We start from the raw sequence: 20,426 nt of genomic DNA on the forward strand, positions 1-20,426 counted from the left end.
ACCGCAGTTTAAAATGTGGGAGCGGGCTTGCTCGCGAAAGCGGTGTATCAGTCAACAAAAATGTTGGGAGATACGCCGCTTTCGCGAGCAAGCCCGCTCCCACAGGGATCCTGAGTGGATCAGGCCGCGCGCTCTTCCCCGGGATTGCGCTCGAAGTAGCGCTTGTATTCGCGACTGAACTGCGACGGGCTCTGATACCCCACCTGGTGCGCGACGTGGGCCACACTCATGCCCTCGCACATCAGCAGGCGCTGGGCCTTGAGCAGGCGCAACCGCTTGAGGTATTGCACCGGCGACAGCAAGGTGCTGCGCTTGAAATGCTCATGGAAGGTCGAAGCGCTCATGTTCGCACAACTGGCCAAGGTCTCGACGTTCAGCGGTTCGGTGAAATGCGCATGCAGATGGCTCAGGGCTGCGGCAATCCGGGCGAACTGACCTTGCTGCTCCACCAGCGCCCGCAGCACATCAGCCTGGGGACCGCGCAACGCGACGAACAGCAACTCCCGCAACCGTGCCTGGCCCATGACCTGGCATTCCAGCGGATCGTGCAGGCAGCGCAACAAGCGCTCGACACACCCACGCATGGCGTCATCGAGCACAGCGCAGGTCATGGATTCCGGTGTCTGGGGCGGTAGATTCCGACCTGGCATCAACCCCATGGAAAGCACCAACTCCCCCAACATCGCTCGATCGATCGCAACGGAAACGCCATACAGCGGAGCATTGGGCATGGCGTAGGTTTCGCATTCGAACGGCACCGGCAAGGCCTGAATCAGATAATGCCCGGCGCCATATTCCATTGTACGTGGCCCCAGGTAGGCCAGTTTGCTGCCTTGGGCAATGATCACCAGGCTCGGTTCGTAGAGCTGCGGGCCACGAGCGACATCCTGGCTGGCACGCAGCGCGTGCACGCCAGGCAGTCTCGTTGGGACGAAACCGTCGCGGGTCGCCAAGGGTCCTATCAGTGAAACCAGCGTGGCATTGGCGTCGAGATGGCGGGTCAACAACATGGGCAAAAACTTCACGAAAAATGGGATGAAACCATCATCGCAGGTCTAGCGTCACATGGAATCAAATCCTGGCCAATGCCGGAGGATTAGGCATGACAGGCGGAGGAATCGCCATCGCCGCCTGCCGCCATGACTCCCAGAATGGATTCCCTCACCGTTCACTGCTTAGCGAGGTCCATCATGTACACAGCCATCGGCTATGCCGCCCAATCAGCCACCACTCCCCTCGCCCCCATGAAGTTCGAGCGTCGCAGCCCGCGAGCCGATGATGTGGCGATCGATATTCTCTACTGCGGGGTGTGCCACTCCGACATCCACCAGGCCCGCAATGAATGGGGCATTGCCGTCTACCCGCTGATGCCCGGCCATGAAATCATCGGAAAAGTCACCGCCGTCGGTGCGAATGTTACCGCTCACAAAGTCGGCGACTTGGTCGGTGTGGGCTGCATGGTCGACTCCTGCCGCGAGTGCGAAGCGTGCCGGGCGGACTTGGAGCAATACTGCTTCGAAGGCATGACCCAGACCTACGCCAGCCCGGACCGCGTCAGTGGTGGCCACACCATGGGCGGTTATTCCGACAGCATCGTGGTCAGCGAGCACTTTGTGCTGCGCATCCCGCAAACACTCGACCCGGCCAGCGCCGCACCGCTGCTGTGCGCCGGCATCACCACTTATTCGCCCCTCAAACACTACGGCGTGAAGGCTGGCGACAAGGTCGGCGTACTGGGCATGGGCGGCCTGGGCCACATGGGCATCAAGTTCGCCAAGGCCATGGGCGCAGAAGTGACGTTGTTCACCCGCTCGGCGAGCAAGGCTGAAGAAGCCCGTCGTCAGGGCGCGGACCATGTGATCGTGTCCACCGACGCCGAACAGATGGCGGCTGCCGCCGGACGTTTCAATTTCCTGCTGGACACCATTCCGGTGCAGCACGACCTCAATCCCTACCTCGACACGCTGCATTTCGACGGTGTACACATCATCGTGGGCCTGGTCGAGCCGGTCGACCCACCGGTACACGCGGCAAAACTGATCATGGGTCGCCGAGTGCTGGCCGGCTCGCTGATCGGCGGTATCGCAGAAACCCAGGAAATGCTGGATTTCTGCGCCGAGCACAACATCAGTTGCGACATTGAAATGCTCGACATCCGCCAGATCAACGAGGCCTACAGCCGCATGATCGCCGGGGACGTGAAGTACCGCTTCGTCATCGACATGGCGACGCTCAAGGCCTGACGCTCGTCAGACCTTGGCGCCCAGCTCCGCCGACAGCCGGGCTGTGACCCCTTTGACCAGGGGAATCAGCTCGGCCATCTTCTCCAGCGGCATGTACGGCACGGTGCTGGCGATGCTGATACCAGCGACGATGCGCTTGCCCGCGTCTCGAATCGGCGCCGCCACACAGCGAATCGATGGTTCGTTGTCCTCCAGGTCGAAGGCATAGCCCCCCGCCACGTACTCCACCATCCGTTGCTGGAACTGTTCCCAGGATTGCTCCTGATGCTGGGGCCAGAACTGATTTTTCCCTCCCGCCGGCAGGCTGATTTCATACAGCCGCTTCCATTGTTCCTGCGAATCATCGAGCATCAGCGCCTTGCCGATCCCGGTGCGCGCCAACGGCATGCGATGGCCTACGCGCGAGCGCATTTCCGGGCCGTTGCGCCCCGGATTCTTCAGCAGGTACAAGACTTCGTCGCCCTCGCGAATCGCCAGGTGAACGGTGTCCCCGGTCAGCGCCGACAGCTCGTCCAGGTACGGCCCCGCCAGGCTCACCAGGGGCAGTTCTTCCCGGGCCTGGAAACCCAGCTCGATCAACTTCGGCCCCAGCAGGTAACCCACTTGCGGCACCACGCGCAGGTAACGTTCGTCCACCAGGCAACTGGCCAGGCGATGGGTGGTGCTGCGGGTGGTGCCGATCAGCCGGGCGATTTCCTTCAAGTCGCGGGCGCCACTGGCGACCGCCTGGACCACGCCCAGGCCACGCAGCAATGTCTGCGTGCCGGTAGGCGCGGCGTCCTTGGTGATTTTTGGATCGTCTTGCTGCATAGCCGACCTTCAACAGTGAGCGGGGAACGGGCGGCATTATGGTCGCCCGCCCCGTCGGACTACAACTCGATGCGCTCGACCTTCCCGACCAGCAGGATATAGGACAGCGCGCCAGCCAATGCCAGGACAGCGATATAGGTAATGGCCGGGGCAAACGAATCGCCGCTGGCGAGGAAGCCAATGACAATCGGCGTGGCGATGGCCGCCAGGTTACCGATGAAGTTGAACACCCCGCCGGTCAACCCGAGCAATCGCGCCGGTGCCAAGGTGGAAACCAGCGACCACGTGATCGACGCCAGGCCATTGCCGAAGAACGCCAGGGCCAGGAAGGCGATCACCAGCGGCGTCGATTCGACATAGTTGGCACCAATGATCGCCGTGGAAATCAACAGCCCACCAATGATCGGCAGTTTGCGGGCAAAGCCCACCGTGGCGCCGCGGCGAATCAGCCAGTCGGAGAAGAACCCGGAGCACAGCACGCCGACAAACGCCGCGAGGAACGGCAACGACGCCAGCAAGCCAGACTTGATGAAGTCCATGCCGCGATATTTCACCAGGTAGGTCGGAAACCACGTCAGGAAAAACCACAGCGTGGAGTTGAGGCAGAACTGCCCCAGGTAAATGCCCCACAACTTGCGTTGGGTCAGGACGATGCCCAGGTCGGCCCAGCTGAACTTGGCCTTGACCTTGGCAGTCTCGGCCTGGATGTCCACCAGCCCGCCGCCTTCGCGGATCAGCTCGATTTCGGCGGCGTTGGCGCCTTTGAAATCCCGCGGCTCGCGATACACCGCGTACCAGATCACTGCCCAGAGAATGCCCACCGCGCCTGTGGCGACAAACACCATGTGCCAACCGAAGGTGTGTTGCAGCCAGGCCAATACCGGGGTCAGGAAAGCCAGCCCGACGAATTGCCCGGAGGTGTAGAAACCGATGGCCGTGGCCCGCTCACGCTCGGGAAACCAGGTCGTCACCACGCGGCTGTTGATTGGATAGGCCGGCGCTTCCAGGGCTCCGACCGCCATGCGCAGCACGAACAACGCGATGAAACTGGAGACGAACCCCAGCATCACCGTCGCCACCGACCACAGCAGCAACGCCACGCTGTAGAGGATGCGCGGCGGCACCCGGTCCACCAGCCAGCCGCCGGGAATCTGCATCGCGGCGTAGGTCCAGCCGAACGCGGAGAAAATAAGTCCGACATGAATCGGGTCGATGCCCAGGTCACTGGTTAGCGCGGGGGCGGCAATCGAGAGGTTACTGCGGTCCAGGTAGTTGATCACCACGGTGATGAACAGCAGGACCATGATGAAAAAACGCTTGCGGCTAGGCGTCACCAACGACGCCTGCGCGCTCAGGGTGTGCGCTTGCATGTGAGGTGCCTCTTTTTATGTTTATTGAGGAATTCGGGAGCGTTGGGATAATCCCTCTGCATAAGGAGGTTGAGGGTGGGAGCGGGCTTGCTCGCGAAGGCACTGTATCAGTTAGCGGATGTATCGCAGACACACCGCTTTCGCGAGCAAGCCCGCTCCCACAAGGGAACCGAGTTGCCTCAGTACTCACTCACCACTCGGCAAAACTGCCATCGGCATGGCGCCAGATCGGGTTGCGCCAGCGGTGGCCGATGGCCGCGCGTTCGATGACGTATTCCTCGTTGATCTCGATGCCCAGGCCCGGGCCATTGGGAATCTTCACGAAGCCCTTGTCGTAGTCGAACACCTGCGGATCCTTGATGTAATCCAGCAGGTCGTTGCTCTCGTTGTAGTGGATGCCCAGGCTCTGCTCCTGGATGAACGCGTTGTAGCAGACCGCGTCCAGTTGCAGGCACGCCGCCAGGGCGATGGGACCCAGCGGGCAGTGCAGCGCCAGCGCCACGTCGTAGGCCTCGGCCATGTTGGCGATCTTGCGGGTTTCGGTGATGCCGCCGGCGTGGGACGCATCCGGCTGGATGATGTCCACGTAGCCTTCGCTGAGTACGCGCTTGAAGTCCCAGCGCGAGAACAACCGCTCGCCGAGGGCAATCGGGGTGCTGGTCAGCGGCGCCAATTCCTTGAGGGCTTCGTAGTTTTCGCTGAGTACCGGCTCTTCGATAAACATCAGTTTGTAAGGGTCGAGCTCCTTCATCAGCACCTTGGCCATCGGCTTGTGCACGCGGCCGTGGAAGTCCACGCCAATGCCAACGTTCGGCCCGACCGCATCACGCACCGCCGCCACGTTGGCCAGGGCCAGGTCGACTTTTTCGAAGGTGTCGAGAAACTGCAACTCTTCGGTGCCATTCATTTTCACCGCGGTGAAGCCCCGCCCTACAGCCTCTTTCGCCGCGCGGGCGGTGTCCGCTGGCCGGTCGCCGCCGATCCACGAATACACGCGGATCTTGTCCCGCACCTGGCCGCCCAGCAAATCGCTGACCGACACGCCCAGGGCCTTGCCCTTGATGTCCCACAACGCCTGGTCGATGCCGGCCAGGGCGCTCATGTGGATGGCGCCGCCGCGGTAGAAGCCGCCGCGATAGAGCACGGTCCAGATGTCTTCGATGTTGCGTGGGTCCTTGCCGATCAGGTAGTCGGACAATTCCTCGACAGCCGCCGCCACCGTGTGGGCACGGCCCTCGACCACGGGCTCGCCCCAACCGGTCACGCCCTCGTCGGTCTCGACCTTGAGGAAGCACCAGCGCGGCGGAACGATAAACGTGGTCAGCTTGGTAATTTTCATCTTGTTGTCTCTCTTGTCAGATGCAGCGCGCGGGGCGCTGGAAAAATCTTCAGTTCAAGGCATTCCATGCGGCCACGTAGGCCTTGGCGCGTACCGCCACTTCATCCGCTGTCAGGCCCGGCTTGAACAGCCCGGAACCGAGGCCGAAACCCTTGACGCCGGCTTCGACGAACACCGCCATGTTGTCCGGCGTAATCCCGCCCACCGGCACCAGCACGGTCCCGGCCGGCAACACCGCGAGCCAGGCCTTGACCACCGCCGGGCCCATTTGCTCGGCGGGAAACATCTTCAGTACATGGGCGCCTTCGGCCAGCGCGGCAAAGGCTTCGGTGGGCGTGGCGACGCCGGGCGACAGGTACAAGCCCGCCGCTTTCGCCGCACGCAGCACCTTCGGGTCGCTGTGGGGCATGACGATCACTTGGCCGCCAGCGGCTTTCACCTGCTCGACCTGTTCCGGCGTGAGCACGGTGCCGGCACCGATCAGGCAATCGGCGGGCAAGGTGCTGCGCAGGATGCGGATACTTTCGTACGGTTCGGGGGAATTGAGCGGCACTTCGATGACACGAAATCCGGCGTTGTACAGGACCTCGCCGATGGCCGCCGCCTCTTCGGGACGCAAGCCACGCAGGATCGCGATCAACCCGTTGTGCGCCAGTGCTTGTGTGAGCATGTCAGACCTCCAGTCAGGTTCAGGGGGCGGTGGAATCGAGCAACCCGGCCGCCACGGCCAGTTGCCACAAACCGCGTTCGGTGGCCTGTTCGGCCAGGACCACCCGGGCGAAGCCGCAGGCGTCGAGGGCCCGTTGATAACGGACACAGAGTTGGGAGTTGCCGATCAGCACCACCGTCGGCAGGTGCAGGCTGTCGCGACGACGGCGCTGCACCTCGGCCAGCGCTGCCAGCTCATGGCCGATCAACAGGCCCGAGAGGTAATCCGCCTGGGCACTGGCCACCAGCTCGCCGGTCAAGCCCAGGCTGCGGGCGCTGAACACGGTGGACAACGGGCCGATCTGGCCGTCCACCGACAGCGCCACTTGCACGCCACGGTCAAACGCCACGCCATCGAAGGTCGTCCCCCGTTGCTGGGTGCGGCCGAGAATGCTGTGGTCACTGAGGACGGCGAAGATCTCGCCGGTCATGAAGGTATCGAAATGCACAATGCAGCCATCGGCCACTTCCACCCATTTCGAATGACTGCCAGGCAGGCCGATCAGCACCGCTTCATCCGGCAGGCTGTGCAAGGCACCGAGCACTTGGGTTTCTTCGCCGCGCATGACATTGGGCAAACGTGAACGCTGGATCACGCCGGGCACGATGTGCACATCGACGCCGCGAAGGCTGCGAACGGTTTGTAGGGAATGTCCGAGATTGGCGACGTTGGCGGGTGTGTCGCAGTAAGGCGCTTCGCGCCAGCCCTGAGCACTGCCCACCATGCCGCAGGCAATCACAGGCAAGCCCGGTTGAGCATCGAGCCAGTCGCCGCAGGCCTCGTCGAAGGCCAGCTCGAAACCGTCGATGCAGACCCGGCCGGCCACGGTTCGTGGCCCGGAGGGCAACTGCATGATCCCCGACGACAGCGAACGCTGCTCGAGCACCTCGCCACCGGCTGCGAGTTTGTAAGCCCGTAATGAGGTGGTCCCCCAATCGAGCGCGATCAATTGCGCCTGCATCCGCTTCACCTGTTTTGTTTTTTGGCAGTGAGTGGAACGGACTATAAACCTGGGGGCGACAGAATCTCAATATATAAATAACACTCCCATATATTGGGATTTTGATAAGCCAACCGCAAAGCCAATCGCCATCCGTCCAAGACCCTGCTAGTTTTCTGGTCGGACGCTAAACAACTCAGGGAAAAAGTAATGGGACAACTGCTGAAAATCCTCGGTCGCACTTCCTCGATCAACGTCAGAAAAGTGCTGTGGACCTGCCAGGAACTGGACATCGCCTACGAGCGCGAAGACTGGGGCATCGGCTTTGCCTCGACCCATGACCCGGCGTTCCTGGCCATGAATCCGAATGCCCAGGTGCCGGTGATCATTGATGAGAACGGTGTGCTCTGGGAGTCGAACACTATTTGTCGCTACCTGGTGGGCAAGCATGGGCGCGGCGATCTGCTGGCCGTCGAACCTGCCGCACGGGCACGCATCGAGCAGTGGATGGACTGGCAGGCCACGGAACTCAATCCTTCCTGGGGCGATGCGTTTTACGGACTGGTGCGCAAACACCCGGATTTCCAGGACCCACAGCTTATCGCCGCGGGCGTCAAAGGCTGGAACGAGAAGATGGGTTTGCTGGAACAGCAGTTGAACCGCACCGGCGCCTACGTGGCCGGTACGGCGTTTTCCCTTGCGGACGTACTTATCGGTCTGTCCGCACACCGCTGGCGCCAGACACCAATGGAACGCCCGGACTATCCAGCGGTGGCCGCCTATTGCAAGCGGCTCGAACAACGCCCCGGATTCGCCGAATACGCGTCCAACGCATACTCATGAGCATCAATTGCCGTTAGCGAAATCCCGTAGCACCTTGCCGTCCATTCGGTAGCGCACCCACTCTTCCTGGGGTTGCGCGCCGAGGGATTTATAGAAATCGATGGCCGGCGTGTTCCAATCCAGCACGCTCCATTCGAAGCGGCCGCAATCGTTGTCGCAGGCGATCTTCGCCAAGTGGCGCAACAATGTCTTGCCCGCCCCGCCACCGCGCTGCTCGGGCGTGATGTACAGGTCCTCCAGATACAGACAGTTGCTGCCCAGCCAGGTGGAATAGCTGAAGAAAAACACCGCGAAACCGATCGGCACGCCGTCACGCAGGCAGATCAGCCCGTGGGCGGTTGCGCCTTCGCTAAAGAGGCTGCGCTCGATGTCGGCCACACTGGCGATGACTTCGTGGCGGGCTTTTTCGTAATCGGCCAACTCGGTGATGAAGGCAAGGATTTGAGGCGCATCGCTGGGTTGCGCAGGACGGATCTCGATCGACATGAACAGGCCTTGTAGCCAATTGAAAGCGCCATACTAAGCCGCTGCGCGGCGCTCGTCACATACCGATCCAACTATTTGATCGCGGGCGCACGGCTCTTCCCAAAACTGCCATTCGTCGCGCCCAAGGCACCAACGCCAAGCCGCCAAGGCCCAAGATCAGGTAAGCATTCTGAAAAATGGAGGCGACACCCATGATCACTTCAAGGCTGACCGCATTCACCTTCGCCGCGCTGCTGTCCTCGACGGCCTTCGCGGCCTCTACCGACGGCACTGGGCCAACCGACCCCGTGCAAGCGCCAAACTCCCCTGCCACGCAAGGCCTGCCCAAGTTGAACACCGACGGCACCGGTGGCGGTAGCCTGAACAATGGCCAGCCACCGGCCACCGGCACCGATCCACGCGTGCAGGGCAATGACACCGGGCGCCAGGGTGGCATGAATACGCCGGACTCCACCGCACCGGATAACGCCGAGACCGGAGTGGGCTCGAAAACCACGACCGGTGGCTCGGGTTCCGAAGGTGGCGCCGCCAGCCAGTAGCCTTTGCCCGGACATTTGAGGAGGAACATCCCATGCCTCGTGGAAGCAAAGACAAATACACCGACAAGCAAAAACGCAAGGCCGAGCACATCGAAGAAAGTTATGAGCAAAAAGGTGTGTCGGAGGGCGAGGCCGAAGCTCGGGCCTGGGCGACGGTGAACAAGCAGTCCGGTGGCGGCGAACGCTCCGGTGGCTCAGGCAAGGAAAAACCGGCGGCGGCCAAGAAAACCGACCGCAAGGAATCAGCCCGCCGCGCCGCCAAGACCCGCGAAGGTCACCCACGCACCAGCAAAGCCTCCCATGGGGCCCAGACGGTGGACAGCTTGATGAAGGAAGCCCGGGCGAAAAACATTCCCGGACGTTCGAAGATGCGCAAGCAGGAACTGGTCGAAGCGTTGCGCAAGGCCGGGTGATGGTTGGCGTCAGGGATACCCGTTTCGCGAGCAGGCTCGCTCCCATACTGGTTCTGCACTGCGCCGAAGTTCTGAGCCTGGCACAAGAACCTGTGGGAGCGAGCCTGCTCGCGAAAGCGTTGGGTCAGCTAAGGTAGTGTTGAATGTGCCGACGCCTTCGCGAGCAAGCCCGCTCCCACATGGGGTCTGTGCTGTGCCTAGGTCCTGAGCCTGACACTAAAAACCTGTGGGAGCGGGCTTGCTCGCGAAAGCGGTAGGTCAGCTAAGGAAGTGTTGGATGTGTCGACGCCTTCGCGAGCAGGCTCGCTCCCACATTGAATCTTCGGTATGCCTGAGCTTTGCGCCTGGCACAAAACCCTGGGAGCGAGCTTGCTCGCGATGGCGGCAGATCAGTCGTCAGTAATCCCTACTGCCTAGCGCTCTAGCGCTGCTTCAACCGGTCAATCACCACCGCCAGCAACAGGATCGAGCCGCGGATGACGTATTGGTAGAAGGTGTCGATGTTCTTCAGGTTCATCGCGTTTTCAATGATCGCCAAAATCAGCACGCCGGCGATGACGTGGCGAATCATGCCGATGCCGCCGCTCAACGACACCCCGCCCAGCACGCAGGCCGAGATCACGGTCAACTCGAAGCCCTGGCCGATCATCGGCTGGCCCGAGGTCATGCGCGACGCCAGGATGACCCCGGCCAAGGCGCCGATCAGGCCATGCACGGCAAAGATAATGATCTTGGTGCGATCAACGTTCACCCCCGCCAGCAACGCCGCTTCCTGGTTGCCACCGATGGCCATGGTGTTGCGCCCGTAAGTGGTGTAGTTCAGCAGCCAGCCGAAAAACAGGAAGCAGGCGATGGTGATCAGGATCGGCACCGGTACGCCGAACAATTGGCCGTTGCCGAACACGAAGAACGATTCCTGGGACACACCCACCGCCTTGCCGTTGGCAAAGATGTAGGCCAGGCCGCGGACGATCTGCATCGTTGCCAGGGTGGTGATCAACGCGTTGACCCGCAGCTTGGCGATGACGATGCCGTTGATCAGGCCGACGATCAGCCCCATCGCCAGCGCCGCGCTGACGCCGAGGAACACGCTGTTGGTGTCGCGCATCACCACCGCCGCGACGACGCCGGCACAGGCAATCACCGAACCGACCGACAAGTCGAAGTGCCCGGACGCCAGGCAATACAACATGGTGCAGGCCGCGATACCGGTGGTGGAGATCGCCAGGCCCAGGCCGCGCATGTTCAGCGGCGACAGGAAGTTATCGATCATCAGGGTGCAGAGCACGAAGATCCCGATGGCGGCCAACAGCATGACCCAGTCGTCGAGGAAACGGCGCAGGTCCAGGGGTTTGCGTGCCGTTGGCAGTGCATTGTTTTGAATGGTCATGATTTACCTCTCAGTTCGCCGCGTCGGCAACGCGTTGGCGCGGCAGCGCCAGTTGCAGCAGGTTGGATTCGTTGGCCTGGTCGCGCGGCAGCTCGCCACGCATGGCCCCTTCGCAGAGCACCAGGATTCGGTCGGAAATGCCCATCACTTCCATCAGGTCGCTGGACACCACAATCACCGCGATGCCGTCCGCCGCCAGGTTGTGGATAATCTGATAGATCTCCGCCTTGGCGCCGATGTCGATGCCACGGGTCGGTTCGTCCAGCAGCAGGACTTTCATCGGCATCGACAGCCAGCGACCGAGAATCGCCTTCTGCTGATTGCCGCCGGACAGGTACATGATTTTCTGGCTGGCCGCTGGCGTCTTCACCTTCAGCGACTTGATTTGCTTGTCGGCATTGCCCCGTTCCCAATCACCGCGCAACAGGCAGCCGAGGGTCGAGTGGGACGGTCGGGCGCTGATGTTGATGTTCTCGCCCACGCTGCCCAACGGGATGATGCCTTCCTTCTTGCGATCTTCCGGGCACAGCAGCACGCCAGCGGCAATGGCATCCCGTGGCGAACGCAGTTTCAGTTCCTGGCCGTGCAGGACCAGGCTGCCCTCGCTCTGGCGCTCCAGGCCACTGAGCAAGCGAAACAGCTCGGTACGACCGGCGCCGACCAACCCGAACAAGCCGAGGATCTCGCCCTTGTGCACCTGGAAACTCACCGGTTCGCGCAAGCCCGGCCCCAGCAGGCCCTTCACTTGCAGCGCCACATCGCCGCGTTCCCGAGGACGGTAATCATAGATGTCCTGGATATCGCGGCCGACCATGCAGGTGACCAACTGATCGTGGGTCAGCTCGCTCATGTTCTCGAAGGTCCGCACGTAACGACCGTCCTTGAACACGGTCACCGCATTACAGATACGGAACACCTCTTCCATGCGGTGGCTGACGTACAGCACCACTTTGCCCTCATCTCGCAAGCGGGCGATGATCGCCATCAAGCGGTCGATTTCCCGGGCCGACAGGCTACTGGTGGGTTCGTCGAAGGCAATGACATGGGCGCCACGGGACAAGGCCTTGGCGATTTCCACCAATTGCCGTTGGCCGAGGGACAGGCGACCGACTTTTTCCTGCGGGTCGATTTCGTCGGCCAGGCCTTTGAGCAGCGCCAGGGCCTGCTGGCGCAGCACGCCACGGTTGACCAGGCCGAAACGCGCCGGCAAATGGCCGAGAAACAGGTTTTCCGCGACGGTCATTTCCGGCACCAGGTGCAGTTCCTGGTGAATCACCGCCACCCCGCTGGCGATGCTGTCGGCGGTGCCTTTGAAGGCCATCGTCTGTTCGCCGATCTGCAGGTCGCCACTGCTTGGGATGTAGGCGCCACCGAGGATCTTCAGCAACGTGGACTTGCCCGCGCCGTTCTCACCCATCAAGGCATGCACCTGCCCCGGATGCGCGACGAAACTGATATTGGCCAGCGCCTGCACGCCGGGAAAGGATTTGCCGATCCCGTTGAACCGCAAGCTGCCGCCGATGTTGTGTTGCCGTGTCGCTGTTTGCGCTTGCATAACCACCTCGAACTTACAGAGATCAAGCGACCCCGCCACTCATGTGGCCAGGGCCGCTTTTGAATCAACCGACCGTCAGTTCCACAGGCCGATCTTTTCCAGCTCCTGCTTGAAGTTCTCCCGGGTGATCAGCGTCACCTCGTCCATGGCGGTGTACTTCGGCGGTTCCTTGCCGGTGGTGATCCACTCGTACATCATTTCGGCGGTCTTGTAGCCTTCGATGTGCGGGCTTGGCAGCATCGAACCGAAGAAGCCGCTGTCAGGCTTTTTCAGCTCACCGATGGCGTCGGTACCGTTGATGCCGACGCCGATCACGTTGGCTGCCTTGAACCCGGCCGCTTCAGTGGCGCGCACGCCGCCCAGCACGGTGTTGTCGTTCATGCCGCCGATGATCAGGTTTTTCGCGGCGCTAGGCAGCTTCACCAGCGCCGAGTTGGTGGAGTCCATGCTGCCGGGTACGTCGAGGGTCTTGAGCGCCGTAAACAGGATATGGTCTTCCGGCATCCCGGCCTTCTTCAGGGCATCGACCGAACCGTCGGTGCGCTTCTTGCCGGTGTCCAGCTCGTTGAAGGTGTTGATCACCGCGTAGGTATCTTTCCACTCCCAATTACGCTTCTTCGCTTCAGCGGCCATGGCGGCGCCCTGCTTCTGGCCCACCTCGAACGCGGCCATGCCCAGGTACGGCACGTCTTCCATGAACTTGCCGTTGGCGTCGACGAAACGGTCGTCCACGGCAATGACCTTGAGATCGTTGAGCTTGGCCTTGGCCATGATGGCTGGGCCGAGGGACACGTCCGGCGGGCAGATCACGAAGCCCTTGGCGCCGTTGGCGGCCAGGCTGTCGATGGCCGAGAGGGTTTTCTCGCCGTCAGGCACGGCGATCTTGATCAGTTGGAAGCCTTTATCCTTGGCCGCCTTCTCGGCAAACGCCCACTCGGTCTGGAACCAAGGCTCCTCGGCCTGCTTGACCAGGAAACCAATTTTTACCGCATCGGCCGCCAGCAAGTGGCTGCTGAGGCTGAACGCGGTAACCGCCAGGGCGGCGCGACACAGGGAACGGATCCCACGACGATGTTTCATAGTTGACTCCTTGTTTTTTTTATTGAAAGCCAAACGTCCAGGGTCTGCTCCACCGTCGGTGGAAATACGCAGGCTGGGCGGTTACATCAAGTTGCTACACAGCATAGGCCTAAATAGTCATATCGTATGATGATTGGATTACAGGCGAAGTTTCCCACTGCAATCCAAGAATATTCAGTCGTGGTACATGACTGAACGTCCTCCATCGATGGTGATGCATGAGGCATTGATGAAGGGTGCTTCGTCACTGGCCAGGAACACGGCCGTCATCGCCACTTCGATCGGTTGTCCGACGCGCCGTGGCGGGTGCATATCCAGCGCACGTTGGCGTTCGGCGTGGGGATCGGCAAAGCCGTTCCAGTAGTCGACGTTCAGCTGGGTCTCGATGTAACCCGGAGCGATGGCATTGACGCGTACCCCTTTGGGCGCGTATTCGATGCCCAGGGCGCGAGTCAGGCCGAGCAGGCCGTGCTTGGCAACCGGGTAAGGGAAACAGCCGGGAATGATGTGGGACGAATGGACGGAGGCAATGTTGATGATGCTGCCCACGCCCTGCTCGATCATCTGTGGCAGCACCGCCTTGCAGCCGTACCAGGCGCCATCCAGGTCGATGGCGAAGCAGCGGCGCCAGTCCTCTTCGGTCATTTCCAGCGGGTCGCGGAAGACGTTGACGCCGGCGCAGTTGACCAGCACATCGATGCGACCGTGCAGCTCGACGGCGCGACGGGCCATGGCCTGCAAGTCTTGTTGCTTCGACACATCGGCCTGCAACGCTTGCACATCGGCCCCACGCTCACGCCAGTGGGCGGCCACCGCCTCGACTTTCTGCGCCTGGATGTCACTGATCACCAGTCGGGCCTGTTGCGAGGCGAACGCCGCGACGATGGCTTCGCCAATGCCTTGGGCGGCGCCGGTCAACAGCACGACCTTGTCTTTCAGGCGTTCGCCCTTCGGTGGCTCCGGCACGGGCGGTAAGACCAAGGGCTCAGCCATGGCTCAAGACTCCTGCATGCGGGCACGACGAAAACCGGGCATCCACGGATGACCGGCGCAAAGGCGCTTGGAAGAACAGTGGCCGGCGTACGCCGCCGGGGCGTACGGGGAAAGATCGTTGCATCACTTCACCTGTTTTGTTTTTTTAGTGTGAGTGCGTATTGCCGATGGAGCCGACTATAAACCCGGCCGCCAAATAATCTCAATATATATATTTACATCCCATATTTTGGGATTTATCCCGCGAATCTTGTACAAGCCACGCCAGGCACATCGACACGCATCGACAGCACCGCACCGTCCAGCGGATGACCCAAGGGGCTCGCCGCGCTGGTGATGTACAACGTCTTGAGGTCTTCGCCGCCGAACACACAACTGGTCGGTCGGCTGACGGGCAATTCGATCACCCGGTCGACCTGCCCGTCCGGCGTCAGCCGCAGCAGGCAACTGCCGTCCCAGCGGGCGTTCCAGATATAGCCCCGGGCATCCATCGCCGAGCCATCCGGGCCGCCACGCGGGTGTGGGCCGAACCAGACCTCGGCCGGCGCGAGATTGCCTTCCGGATAGATAAAGTGCCGATACACCGTGCCGTCCAGGCTGTCGCCGAAATACACCGTGGTGCCATCGGGGCTCCAGAGCAACGTGTTGGGGATGCCCAACCCGCGCAACAAGGGCATGACCCGACCGTCGCCACCGACGCGAAACAGGCCACCGGACCGTTGTTCGATCGGCAAGTCCTCGCCGTCGGCACCGATGTTGTTCTGCATGGTGCCGAGCCAGAGTTGGCCCAGGGCGTCGCAACGGGCCTCATTGGCACGATTACCCAGTTGGGGGTCGGCCATGCACAGCAGCGTCAGGCGCGGCTCAAGGCCCGGCGAATCAAGATCGAGGCGATAGACGCCACTGCTCAGGGTTACCAGTGCGTCGCCACTTTGGGTCGGTATGAAGGCGGACACATGCTCGGGCATCTGCCAGATCTCCACGTTGGCGCCGATCAGCCGCAGTGCCTGCTTGCCAGCGATATCGACCCAATACAACGCTTGGGTCGGCGCATCCCAGAAGGGCCCCTCGCCCAACTTCGCCCGGTGTTCCGTCACAGCCGTCCACTTCATTGAAACCTCCCGTTCCCGACTTGCCCGGCGGCGTCTGTTCGACCGGCCATGACATTGGGGTAAAAGCGTTTGATCGCCAGGTCAGCGTTATCGATCAGGGTCATGCAGGCCCAGACACCCCGGGCCGCGTCACGGGCGGCGATGGCGTCGGCGATGTCCTTGTGGATGGGCAAGGTGCGGCGCAGTTCATCCGGGTCGGCCGCCGACACCTCGAACGACACCGCCAGCAATGCACCGAGGGCCGGGACCATTTGTTCGATGAATTGATTATGGCTGGCGGCCAGGATGCACTCATGGAAAAACTGGTCGGCGCGGTTGTAATCGGCGCCGCTGTCCACTGCCCGTTCCAGGGCATGGTAGGCCAGGCGGATCGCCTGCACCTGATCGGCCGTGGCCCGCTCACAGGCCCAGCGCACCGCCATCGGCTCGATGGTACGGCGCAGGTCCAGCAAGTCGTCGACGAAGTTTTCCGGAAGGCCGCTGCGTGACAGCCAGCCCACCACTTGAGGGTCGAACAGGTTCCAGCGGCGCACCGGCAATACCCGCGTGCCGACTTTCGGCCCGACTTCCAGCATGCCTTTGGCCACCAGGGTCTTGATCGCCTCGCGAATCACTGTGCGACTGACGCCCAGTTGCTCGCCCAAGTCCGCTTCGACCTTGATGGTTTGCCCAGGCTTGACCTGGCCAGCGGCGATCCAGCCCCCCAGCCAATCGACGGTCGATGCGTGAAAACTGCTGGACATGAAAACCCCGCGGGCCACTCTTATTGGTGGCCCACGCTAATCATCATATGATTGGGTGTCAATTTGAATTTTGCATAACCCTGTGGGAGCGAGCCTGCTCGCGATAGCGGTGGGTCAGCTAAGAAGATGTTGGCTGTGCTGGCGCCTTCGCGAGCAAGCCCGCTCCCACAGTAGATTCCGGGCGTTCACATTATTAGCGTTCACCACAGCTCGCTCCCACAGGTTTGGTGGTGCACACAGATAGTGCAGGCGCTCCAAATTTACTGTGGGAGCGGGCTTGCTCGCGATAGCGATCCTTCAGCCGACGCGGATGTTGGATCAACCCTCACTTCCACAAGGGATCAGGGCTCGAGGCCGATGGGGAAAAACTCGCCGCCGCTCCACACACCCAGCCAGCGCTGCCCATCGATCTCGCGACTGACCGCCAGCTCCACCAGTTGATAGAACACGTTGCGGTGGATCAGTGCTTCGAGGTTGCTGCGCACATGCACGTAGGGCGTCGGTTCCTGGGTCTGGGGATCGATCTCCACCCGCAGCGGGTGCTCGGTGCCGGCCTCGGTAGTTTCCTCGACGTTGGTGGTGAAGCGCAGCAACTGCCCTTCCCCCCGCCCTTCCACCTCAAGGGTCACGGCCACGAACGGCGCGTCATCGACCTTGATGCCGACCTTTTCCACGGGGGTGATCAGGAAATAATCATCGCCGTCGCGGCGGATGATGGTGGAGAACAGCTTGACCATCGGTTTTCGTCCGATGGGCGTACCCAGGTAGTACCAGGTACCGTCCCGGGCAATGCGCATGTCGATGTCGCCGCAGAAGCCGGGGTTCCACAAGTGGACCGGCGGCAGGCCTCTGGTCTTGGGGATCTGCCCCAGCAAGTCATTGGCTTTTTGCGGTCCGCTCATGGTGACTCCTCGAGTTACTGGTCGCTCATCCCCAACAGGCTGCGGGCATATTCACGCAGCGGCGCGGCGATGAGGTCTTGGGGCTGTTTGTCGTGGAACGTCAGTAAACCGCCACGACTCTTGATCCGTGCAGTATCAATCAAATACTGCGTGCTGGTCTCGATCAACATGATTTGAATCACGCCGGTATCGACACCCAGGCGATCCACGGCCTCTTCATCCAGCCATTCGTCGGAGTTGCCGATGCGGTTATCGGCCTTGGCGAACCGGGTGTACAACAGGTAATGGGCACCGGCGGCACGGGCTTCGCCCATCGCCTGATCGAGGCCTTCGGGAACACGGGCACGACGGACCATGGGGAAATATTCGATGAAGCCATTGAAGGCTTCTTCGGCCACGACATTGGGACGTGGATAGGCACTGCCCGGCGGAGCGAAGGCGCCCTGGGCGATGTAGATGAACGAGTCGGGCTGGATTCGCAGGTTGTTCACACGACGGCTGTCGCTATGGTCCAGCAGGCCGGCATCACTCATGTGATAACGAACGCCCTCCCCCATGTCGCTGACATTCATGCAACCGCCAAGCACCAAAACGGCCAGCAGCAAAACCAGGCTACGCATCCTATTCCTCCAAAGACCGGTGTCGGAAAACCGGCGAATGGTCGTGGGATGCAGCTTTTGCGCCAGCTCGCAGGATGGTTGGGGTTGCGCCTTGGAATACCTGTGGCGAGGGAGCTTGCTCCCGCTGGGCTGCGCCCGTAGGAGCTGTCGAGTGCAACGAGGCTGCGATCTTTCCCCAGACACTTGAATCCCAAGCGAAAGATCAAAAGTCAAAAGATCGCAGGCTTCGCCAGCTCCTACAGACTCAAGCCAGGAAAGGTCCGATCAGCCGCCAATGATTTTCATGATGGTCGCACCGCCGGAGAACGCCACTTCCTGCTTGTCCCCCAGCGCCTTGACCAACAAGCGCTGAAGCGCCGGCAAGGCCTGATGGCGTGGCTTGTCCAGAAGATCGCCGACGAAGTGACGGTTACTCGACGACAGGCAGCCGTGCAGCCAGCCCGTGGAAGACAACCGCAGTCGCGAACAGGTACGGCAAAAAGGCACGCTTTCGTTGGCGATCACACCGAAGTGCCCCAGCCCCGGTATCTCATAACGCACCGCCGTGGCGTCTACCGGCGCGTCGGCCTGCAGGTATTCGTACTGGTCGCCGATCAGGCTAAGCAGTTGTTGAAGGCTGACGAACTGCTGCAGGAAGGCGTTGGAATCGCTGGCCAGGTGGCCCATGCGCATCAACTCGATGAAACGCAACTCATAACCACGCTCCAGGCAGTACTCGAGCAACGGCATCACCTGGTCGAGGTTTTGCCCGCGCAACGGCACCATGTTGACCTTGATCTTCATCCCGGCGGCCCGGGCCTGCTCCATGCCATCGAGCACGGTCGCCAGGTCGCCGCCACGGGCGATACTGCGAAACGCGGCGGGGTCCAGGGTGTCGAGGGAAACGTTGATGCGACGGATACCGGCATCCACCAGCAACGGCAGTTTTTTCGCGAGCAACTGGCCATTGGTGGTCAGGCTGATGTCCTCCAGCCCCATCTGCCCCACCGCCGTCATGAAACGCTCGAGCTTGGGGCTGACCAGCGGCTCGCCGCCCGTGATGCGCAGCCGCTCGATACCGGCGGCCTCGATCAAATACGCCACGCCGCGCGCCATGGCTTCGGCTGACAGTTCATCCTGCGCAGCCACCAACCGCTTGCCGTCAGGCACGCAGTAGGTACAGGCGTAGTTGCAGGCTGAGGTCAGGCTGATCCGCAGATTACGGAAACGCCTGCCTTGACGGTCAACGATCATGGATCACTCCGGCACGAGAAAAATCGGACTCGCAAAAATTGACCTAGAAATCAAGATTTCGCAAGACCCAAACCTGAGTATATTACTGGGGCACTGCGCCATGTAAGCGGACATGGCGCAATAAGGCAGCTGAATGTCTTGGCTCGTGTGGCCAGTCAGGTGCTCGGGTGGTCGGTATCGCGCTTGCGCTTGTTGCCCATGCGCACGCCAATGTCCATCAGGAACTGGAAGAAACCTTCCTGGTCTTCCAGCACGTTGCTCCAGAACGGCGAGTGATACAGCGCCACCGCGCCGTGCACCAACGCCCAGGCGGCGCAGTAATGGAAATAAGGCGGCACGTCCTCGAGCTTGCCTTCGCTGATCCGGCCCTTGATCAACAGGGTCAGGCGTTCGAAGTTGGAGGCGCGGATCTTGTGCAGCTCCTCGACCATTTCCGGGACCTGGTTGCCCTTGACCACCTTCTCTTCCAAGCGGTCGAACAAGCGGTAGCGCTGCGGGTCGCGCATGCGGAACTCGAAGTAGGCCCGGGACAGGGCCTCCTTGTCCTTGTCCACATCGGCTGAATGCAGCAGCTCGTTCAAATCGCGCTCGTAGTCGAGCATCAGGCGCAGGTAGATCTCCGCCTTGGATTTGAAATGTTTATAAATCGTGCCTTTGCCGATACCCACGGCATCCGCAATCATCTCGACGGTGACACTGTCTTCACCCTGGTCGAGGAACAACTTGAGCGCGGTGTCGAGAATTTCCTGCTCGCGGCGGCGAAACTCACGGACCTTACGGGGTTCTTTGTGCATAAGAAAAAGGTCTGAAGGGTCAAAATTCGAAGCCGGGTATTATGCCTAACTTACGCAAAAATGCACGGATCATCCATTCTCGGCCACCGTTCTTCACAAAACCGTGCACACCCGGCTCGTCGTTTCCCTTGCCAACGGGCCGTACTGGCGAGCTTTGACGACAGTGAGAACTTATCCGAAGCGAGCGTATTCCAAATTTGTTTAAAAACCGCCCCGGCCAGACTGGACGGGTGGGCATACTGATCAATACTTGAACTGTCGGCGCGACATCTCCCCCAAGTGACGCGCTGATAAAGGTGCCAACGGACCGCG

General features: G+C 61.3%; 21 protein-coding genes. 4 read left to right on the forward strand and 17 right to left on the reverse strand.

Translation table 11 applies throughout. The features are described from left to right. Positions 1 to 119: 119 nt before the first annotated feature. On the reverse strand, positions 120 to 1,010 hold the full coding sequence (locus HU715_RS14650) for an AraC family transcriptional regulator (protein WP_186707216.1): 891 nt from the start codon (positions 1,008 to 1,010) through the stop codon (positions 120 to 122). A 180-nt stretch (positions 1,011 to 1,190) separates the two neighbouring features. On the opposite strand from HU715_RS14650, the gene HU715_RS14655 reads away from it, so the two are divergent. After that, positions 1,191 to 2,243, forward strand: a complete 1,053-nt coding sequence (locus HU715_RS14655) for an NAD(P)-dependent alcohol dehydrogenase (protein ID WP_186707215.1) — start codon at positions 1,191 to 1,193, stop codon at positions 2,241 to 2,243. Positions 2,244 to 2,249: 6 nt separating this feature from the next. Here HU715_RS14655 and HU715_RS14660 read toward each other — a convergent pair whose 3' ends face one another. The 5 genes from HU715_RS14660 to HU715_RS14680 form a co-directional block, all read right to left on the reverse strand. Continuing rightward, the gene (locus HU715_RS14660) at positions 2,250 to 3,053 is read right to left on the reverse strand and encodes an IclR family transcriptional regulator (RefSeq protein WP_013693986.1); all 804 of its coding nucleotides are present in this window, start codon (positions 3,051 to 3,053) and stop codon (positions 2,250 to 2,252) included. A gap of 59 nt (positions 3,054 to 3,112) precedes the next feature. After that, a complete protein-coding gene (locus tag HU715_RS14665; RefSeq protein ID WP_186707214.1) occupies positions 3,113 to 4,423 on the reverse strand; it encodes an MFS transporter in 1,311 nt (436 codons plus the stop codon). 190 nt (positions 4,424 to 4,613) lie between these two features. Further along, on the reverse strand, positions 4,614 to 5,762 hold the full coding sequence (dgoD, locus tag HU715_RS14670) for a galactonate dehydratase (protein ID WP_186707213.1): 1,149 nt from the start codon (positions 5,760 to 5,762) through the stop codon (positions 4,614 to 4,616). A gap of 49 nt (positions 5,763 to 5,811) precedes the next feature. Beyond that, positions 5,812 to 6,432, reverse strand: coding sequence for a 2-dehydro-3-deoxy-6-phosphogalactonate aldolase (locus tag HU715_RS14675; RefSeq protein ID WP_186707212.1), 621 nt, complete (start codon positions 6,430 to 6,432; stop codon positions 5,812 to 5,814). 19 nt (positions 6,433 to 6,451) lie between these two features. After that, the gene (locus HU715_RS14680) at positions 6,452 to 7,432 is read right to left on the reverse strand and encodes a 2-dehydro-3-deoxygalactonokinase (RefSeq protein ID WP_186707211.1); all 981 of its coding nucleotides are present in this window, start codon (positions 7,430 to 7,432) and stop codon (positions 6,452 to 6,454) included. A 189-nt stretch (positions 7,433 to 7,621) separates the two neighbouring features. Here HU715_RS14680 and HU715_RS14685 point away from each other — a divergent pair, with 189 nt between their 5' ends. Beyond that, complete coding sequence (locus HU715_RS14685) at positions 7,622 to 8,254, forward strand: glutathione S-transferase family protein (RefSeq protein ID WP_186707210.1); 633 nt, start codon at positions 7,622 to 7,624, stop codon at positions 8,252 to 8,254. 3 nt (positions 8,255 to 8,257) lie between these two features. Here the strand turns inward: HU715_RS14685 and HU715_RS14690 are convergent, their stop codons facing one another. Continuing rightward, positions 8,258 to 8,740, reverse strand: a complete 483-nt coding sequence (locus HU715_RS14690; RefSeq protein ID WP_030137727.1) for a GNAT family N-acetyltransferase — start codon at positions 8,738 to 8,740, stop codon at positions 8,258 to 8,260. 191 nt (positions 8,741 to 8,931) lie between these two features. On the opposite strand from HU715_RS14690, the gene HU715_RS14695 reads away from it, so the two are divergent. Together HU715_RS14695 and HU715_RS14700 are read left to right on the forward strand one after the other, a co-directional pair. Next, positions 8,932 to 9,279 (forward strand): hypothetical protein, encoded by a 348-nt coding sequence (locus HU715_RS14695; RefSeq protein WP_186707209.1) that lies wholly within the window; start codon positions 8,932 to 8,934, stop codon positions 9,277 to 9,279. A gap of 32 nt (positions 9,280 to 9,311) precedes the next feature. Then, positions 9,312 to 9,692: a Rho termination factor N-terminal domain-containing protein gene (locus HU715_RS14700; protein ID WP_186707208.1), complete on the forward strand. Its 381-nt coding sequence runs from the start codon at positions 9,312 to 9,314 to the stop codon at positions 9,690 to 9,692. A 421-nt stretch (positions 9,693 to 10,113) separates the two neighbouring features. Here HU715_RS14700 and araH read toward each other — a convergent pair whose 3' ends face one another. The 10 genes from araH to HU715_RS14750 all read right to left on the reverse strand — a co-directional run bounded on the left by araH (position 10,114) and on the right by HU715_RS14750 (position 20,114). Then, the gene (araH, locus tag HU715_RS14705; protein ID WP_060741247.1) at positions 10,114 to 11,082 is read right to left on the reverse strand and encodes an L-arabinose ABC transporter permease AraH; all 969 of its coding nucleotides are present in this window, start codon (positions 11,080 to 11,082) and stop codon (positions 10,114 to 10,116) included. A 10-nt stretch (positions 11,083 to 11,092) separates the two neighbouring features. After that, positions 11,093 to 12,637, reverse strand: coding sequence for an L-arabinose ABC transporter ATP-binding protein AraG (araG, locus tag HU715_RS14710; protein ID WP_186707207.1), 1,545 nt, complete (start codon positions 12,635 to 12,637; stop codon positions 11,093 to 11,095). Positions 12,638 to 12,712: 75 nt separating this feature from the next. Further along, entirely contained in the window at positions 12,713 to 13,717 is a 1,005-nt protein-coding gene (locus tag HU715_RS14715) for a substrate-binding domain-containing protein (protein ID WP_186707206.1), read from the reverse strand. Positions 13,718 to 13,891: 174 nt separating this feature from the next. Next, entirely contained in the window at positions 13,892 to 14,710 is an 819-nt protein-coding gene (locus HU715_RS14720) for an SDR family oxidoreductase (protein WP_186707205.1), read from the reverse strand. A gap of 236 nt (positions 14,711 to 14,946) precedes the next feature. Continuing rightward, entirely contained in the window at positions 14,947 to 15,822 is an 876-nt protein-coding gene (locus HU715_RS14725; protein WP_186707204.1) for an SMP-30/gluconolactonase/LRE family protein, read from the reverse strand. Next, a complete protein-coding gene (locus tag HU715_RS14730) occupies positions 15,819 to 16,565 on the reverse strand; it encodes a FadR/GntR family transcriptional regulator (RefSeq protein WP_060741242.1) in 747 nt (248 codons plus the stop codon). Before HU715_RS14730 ends, HU715_RS14725 begins: the two co-directional genes overlap by 4 nt. 341 nt (positions 16,566 to 16,906) lie before the next feature. Then, a complete protein-coding gene (locus tag HU715_RS14735) occupies positions 16,907 to 17,467 on the reverse strand; it encodes a DUF1285 domain-containing protein (RefSeq protein ID WP_186707203.1) in 561 nt (186 codons plus the stop codon). Positions 17,468 to 17,481: 14 nt separating this feature from the next. Further along, positions 17,482 to 18,087, reverse strand: a complete 606-nt coding sequence (locus HU715_RS14740) for a DUF4823 domain-containing protein (protein WP_186707202.1) — start codon at positions 18,085 to 18,087, stop codon at positions 17,482 to 17,484. A 264-nt stretch (positions 18,088 to 18,351) separates the two neighbouring features. Beyond that, a complete protein-coding gene (locus HU715_RS14745) occupies positions 18,352 to 19,320 on the reverse strand; it encodes a GTP 3',8-cyclase MoaA (protein WP_003204238.1) in 969 nt (322 codons plus the stop codon). Between the two features lie 155 nt (positions 19,321 to 19,475). Further along, entirely contained in the window at positions 19,476 to 20,114 is a 639-nt protein-coding gene (locus HU715_RS14750) for a TetR/AcrR family transcriptional regulator (RefSeq protein WP_186707201.1), read from the reverse strand. Positions 20,115 to 20,426 lie beyond the last annotated feature (312 nt).

This window comes from Pseudomonas zanjanensis, from assembly GCF_014268745.2.
GTDB classification, from domain to species: Bacteria; Pseudomonadota; Gammaproteobacteria; order Pseudomonadales; family Pseudomonadaceae; genus Aquipseudomonas; species Aquipseudomonas zanjanensis.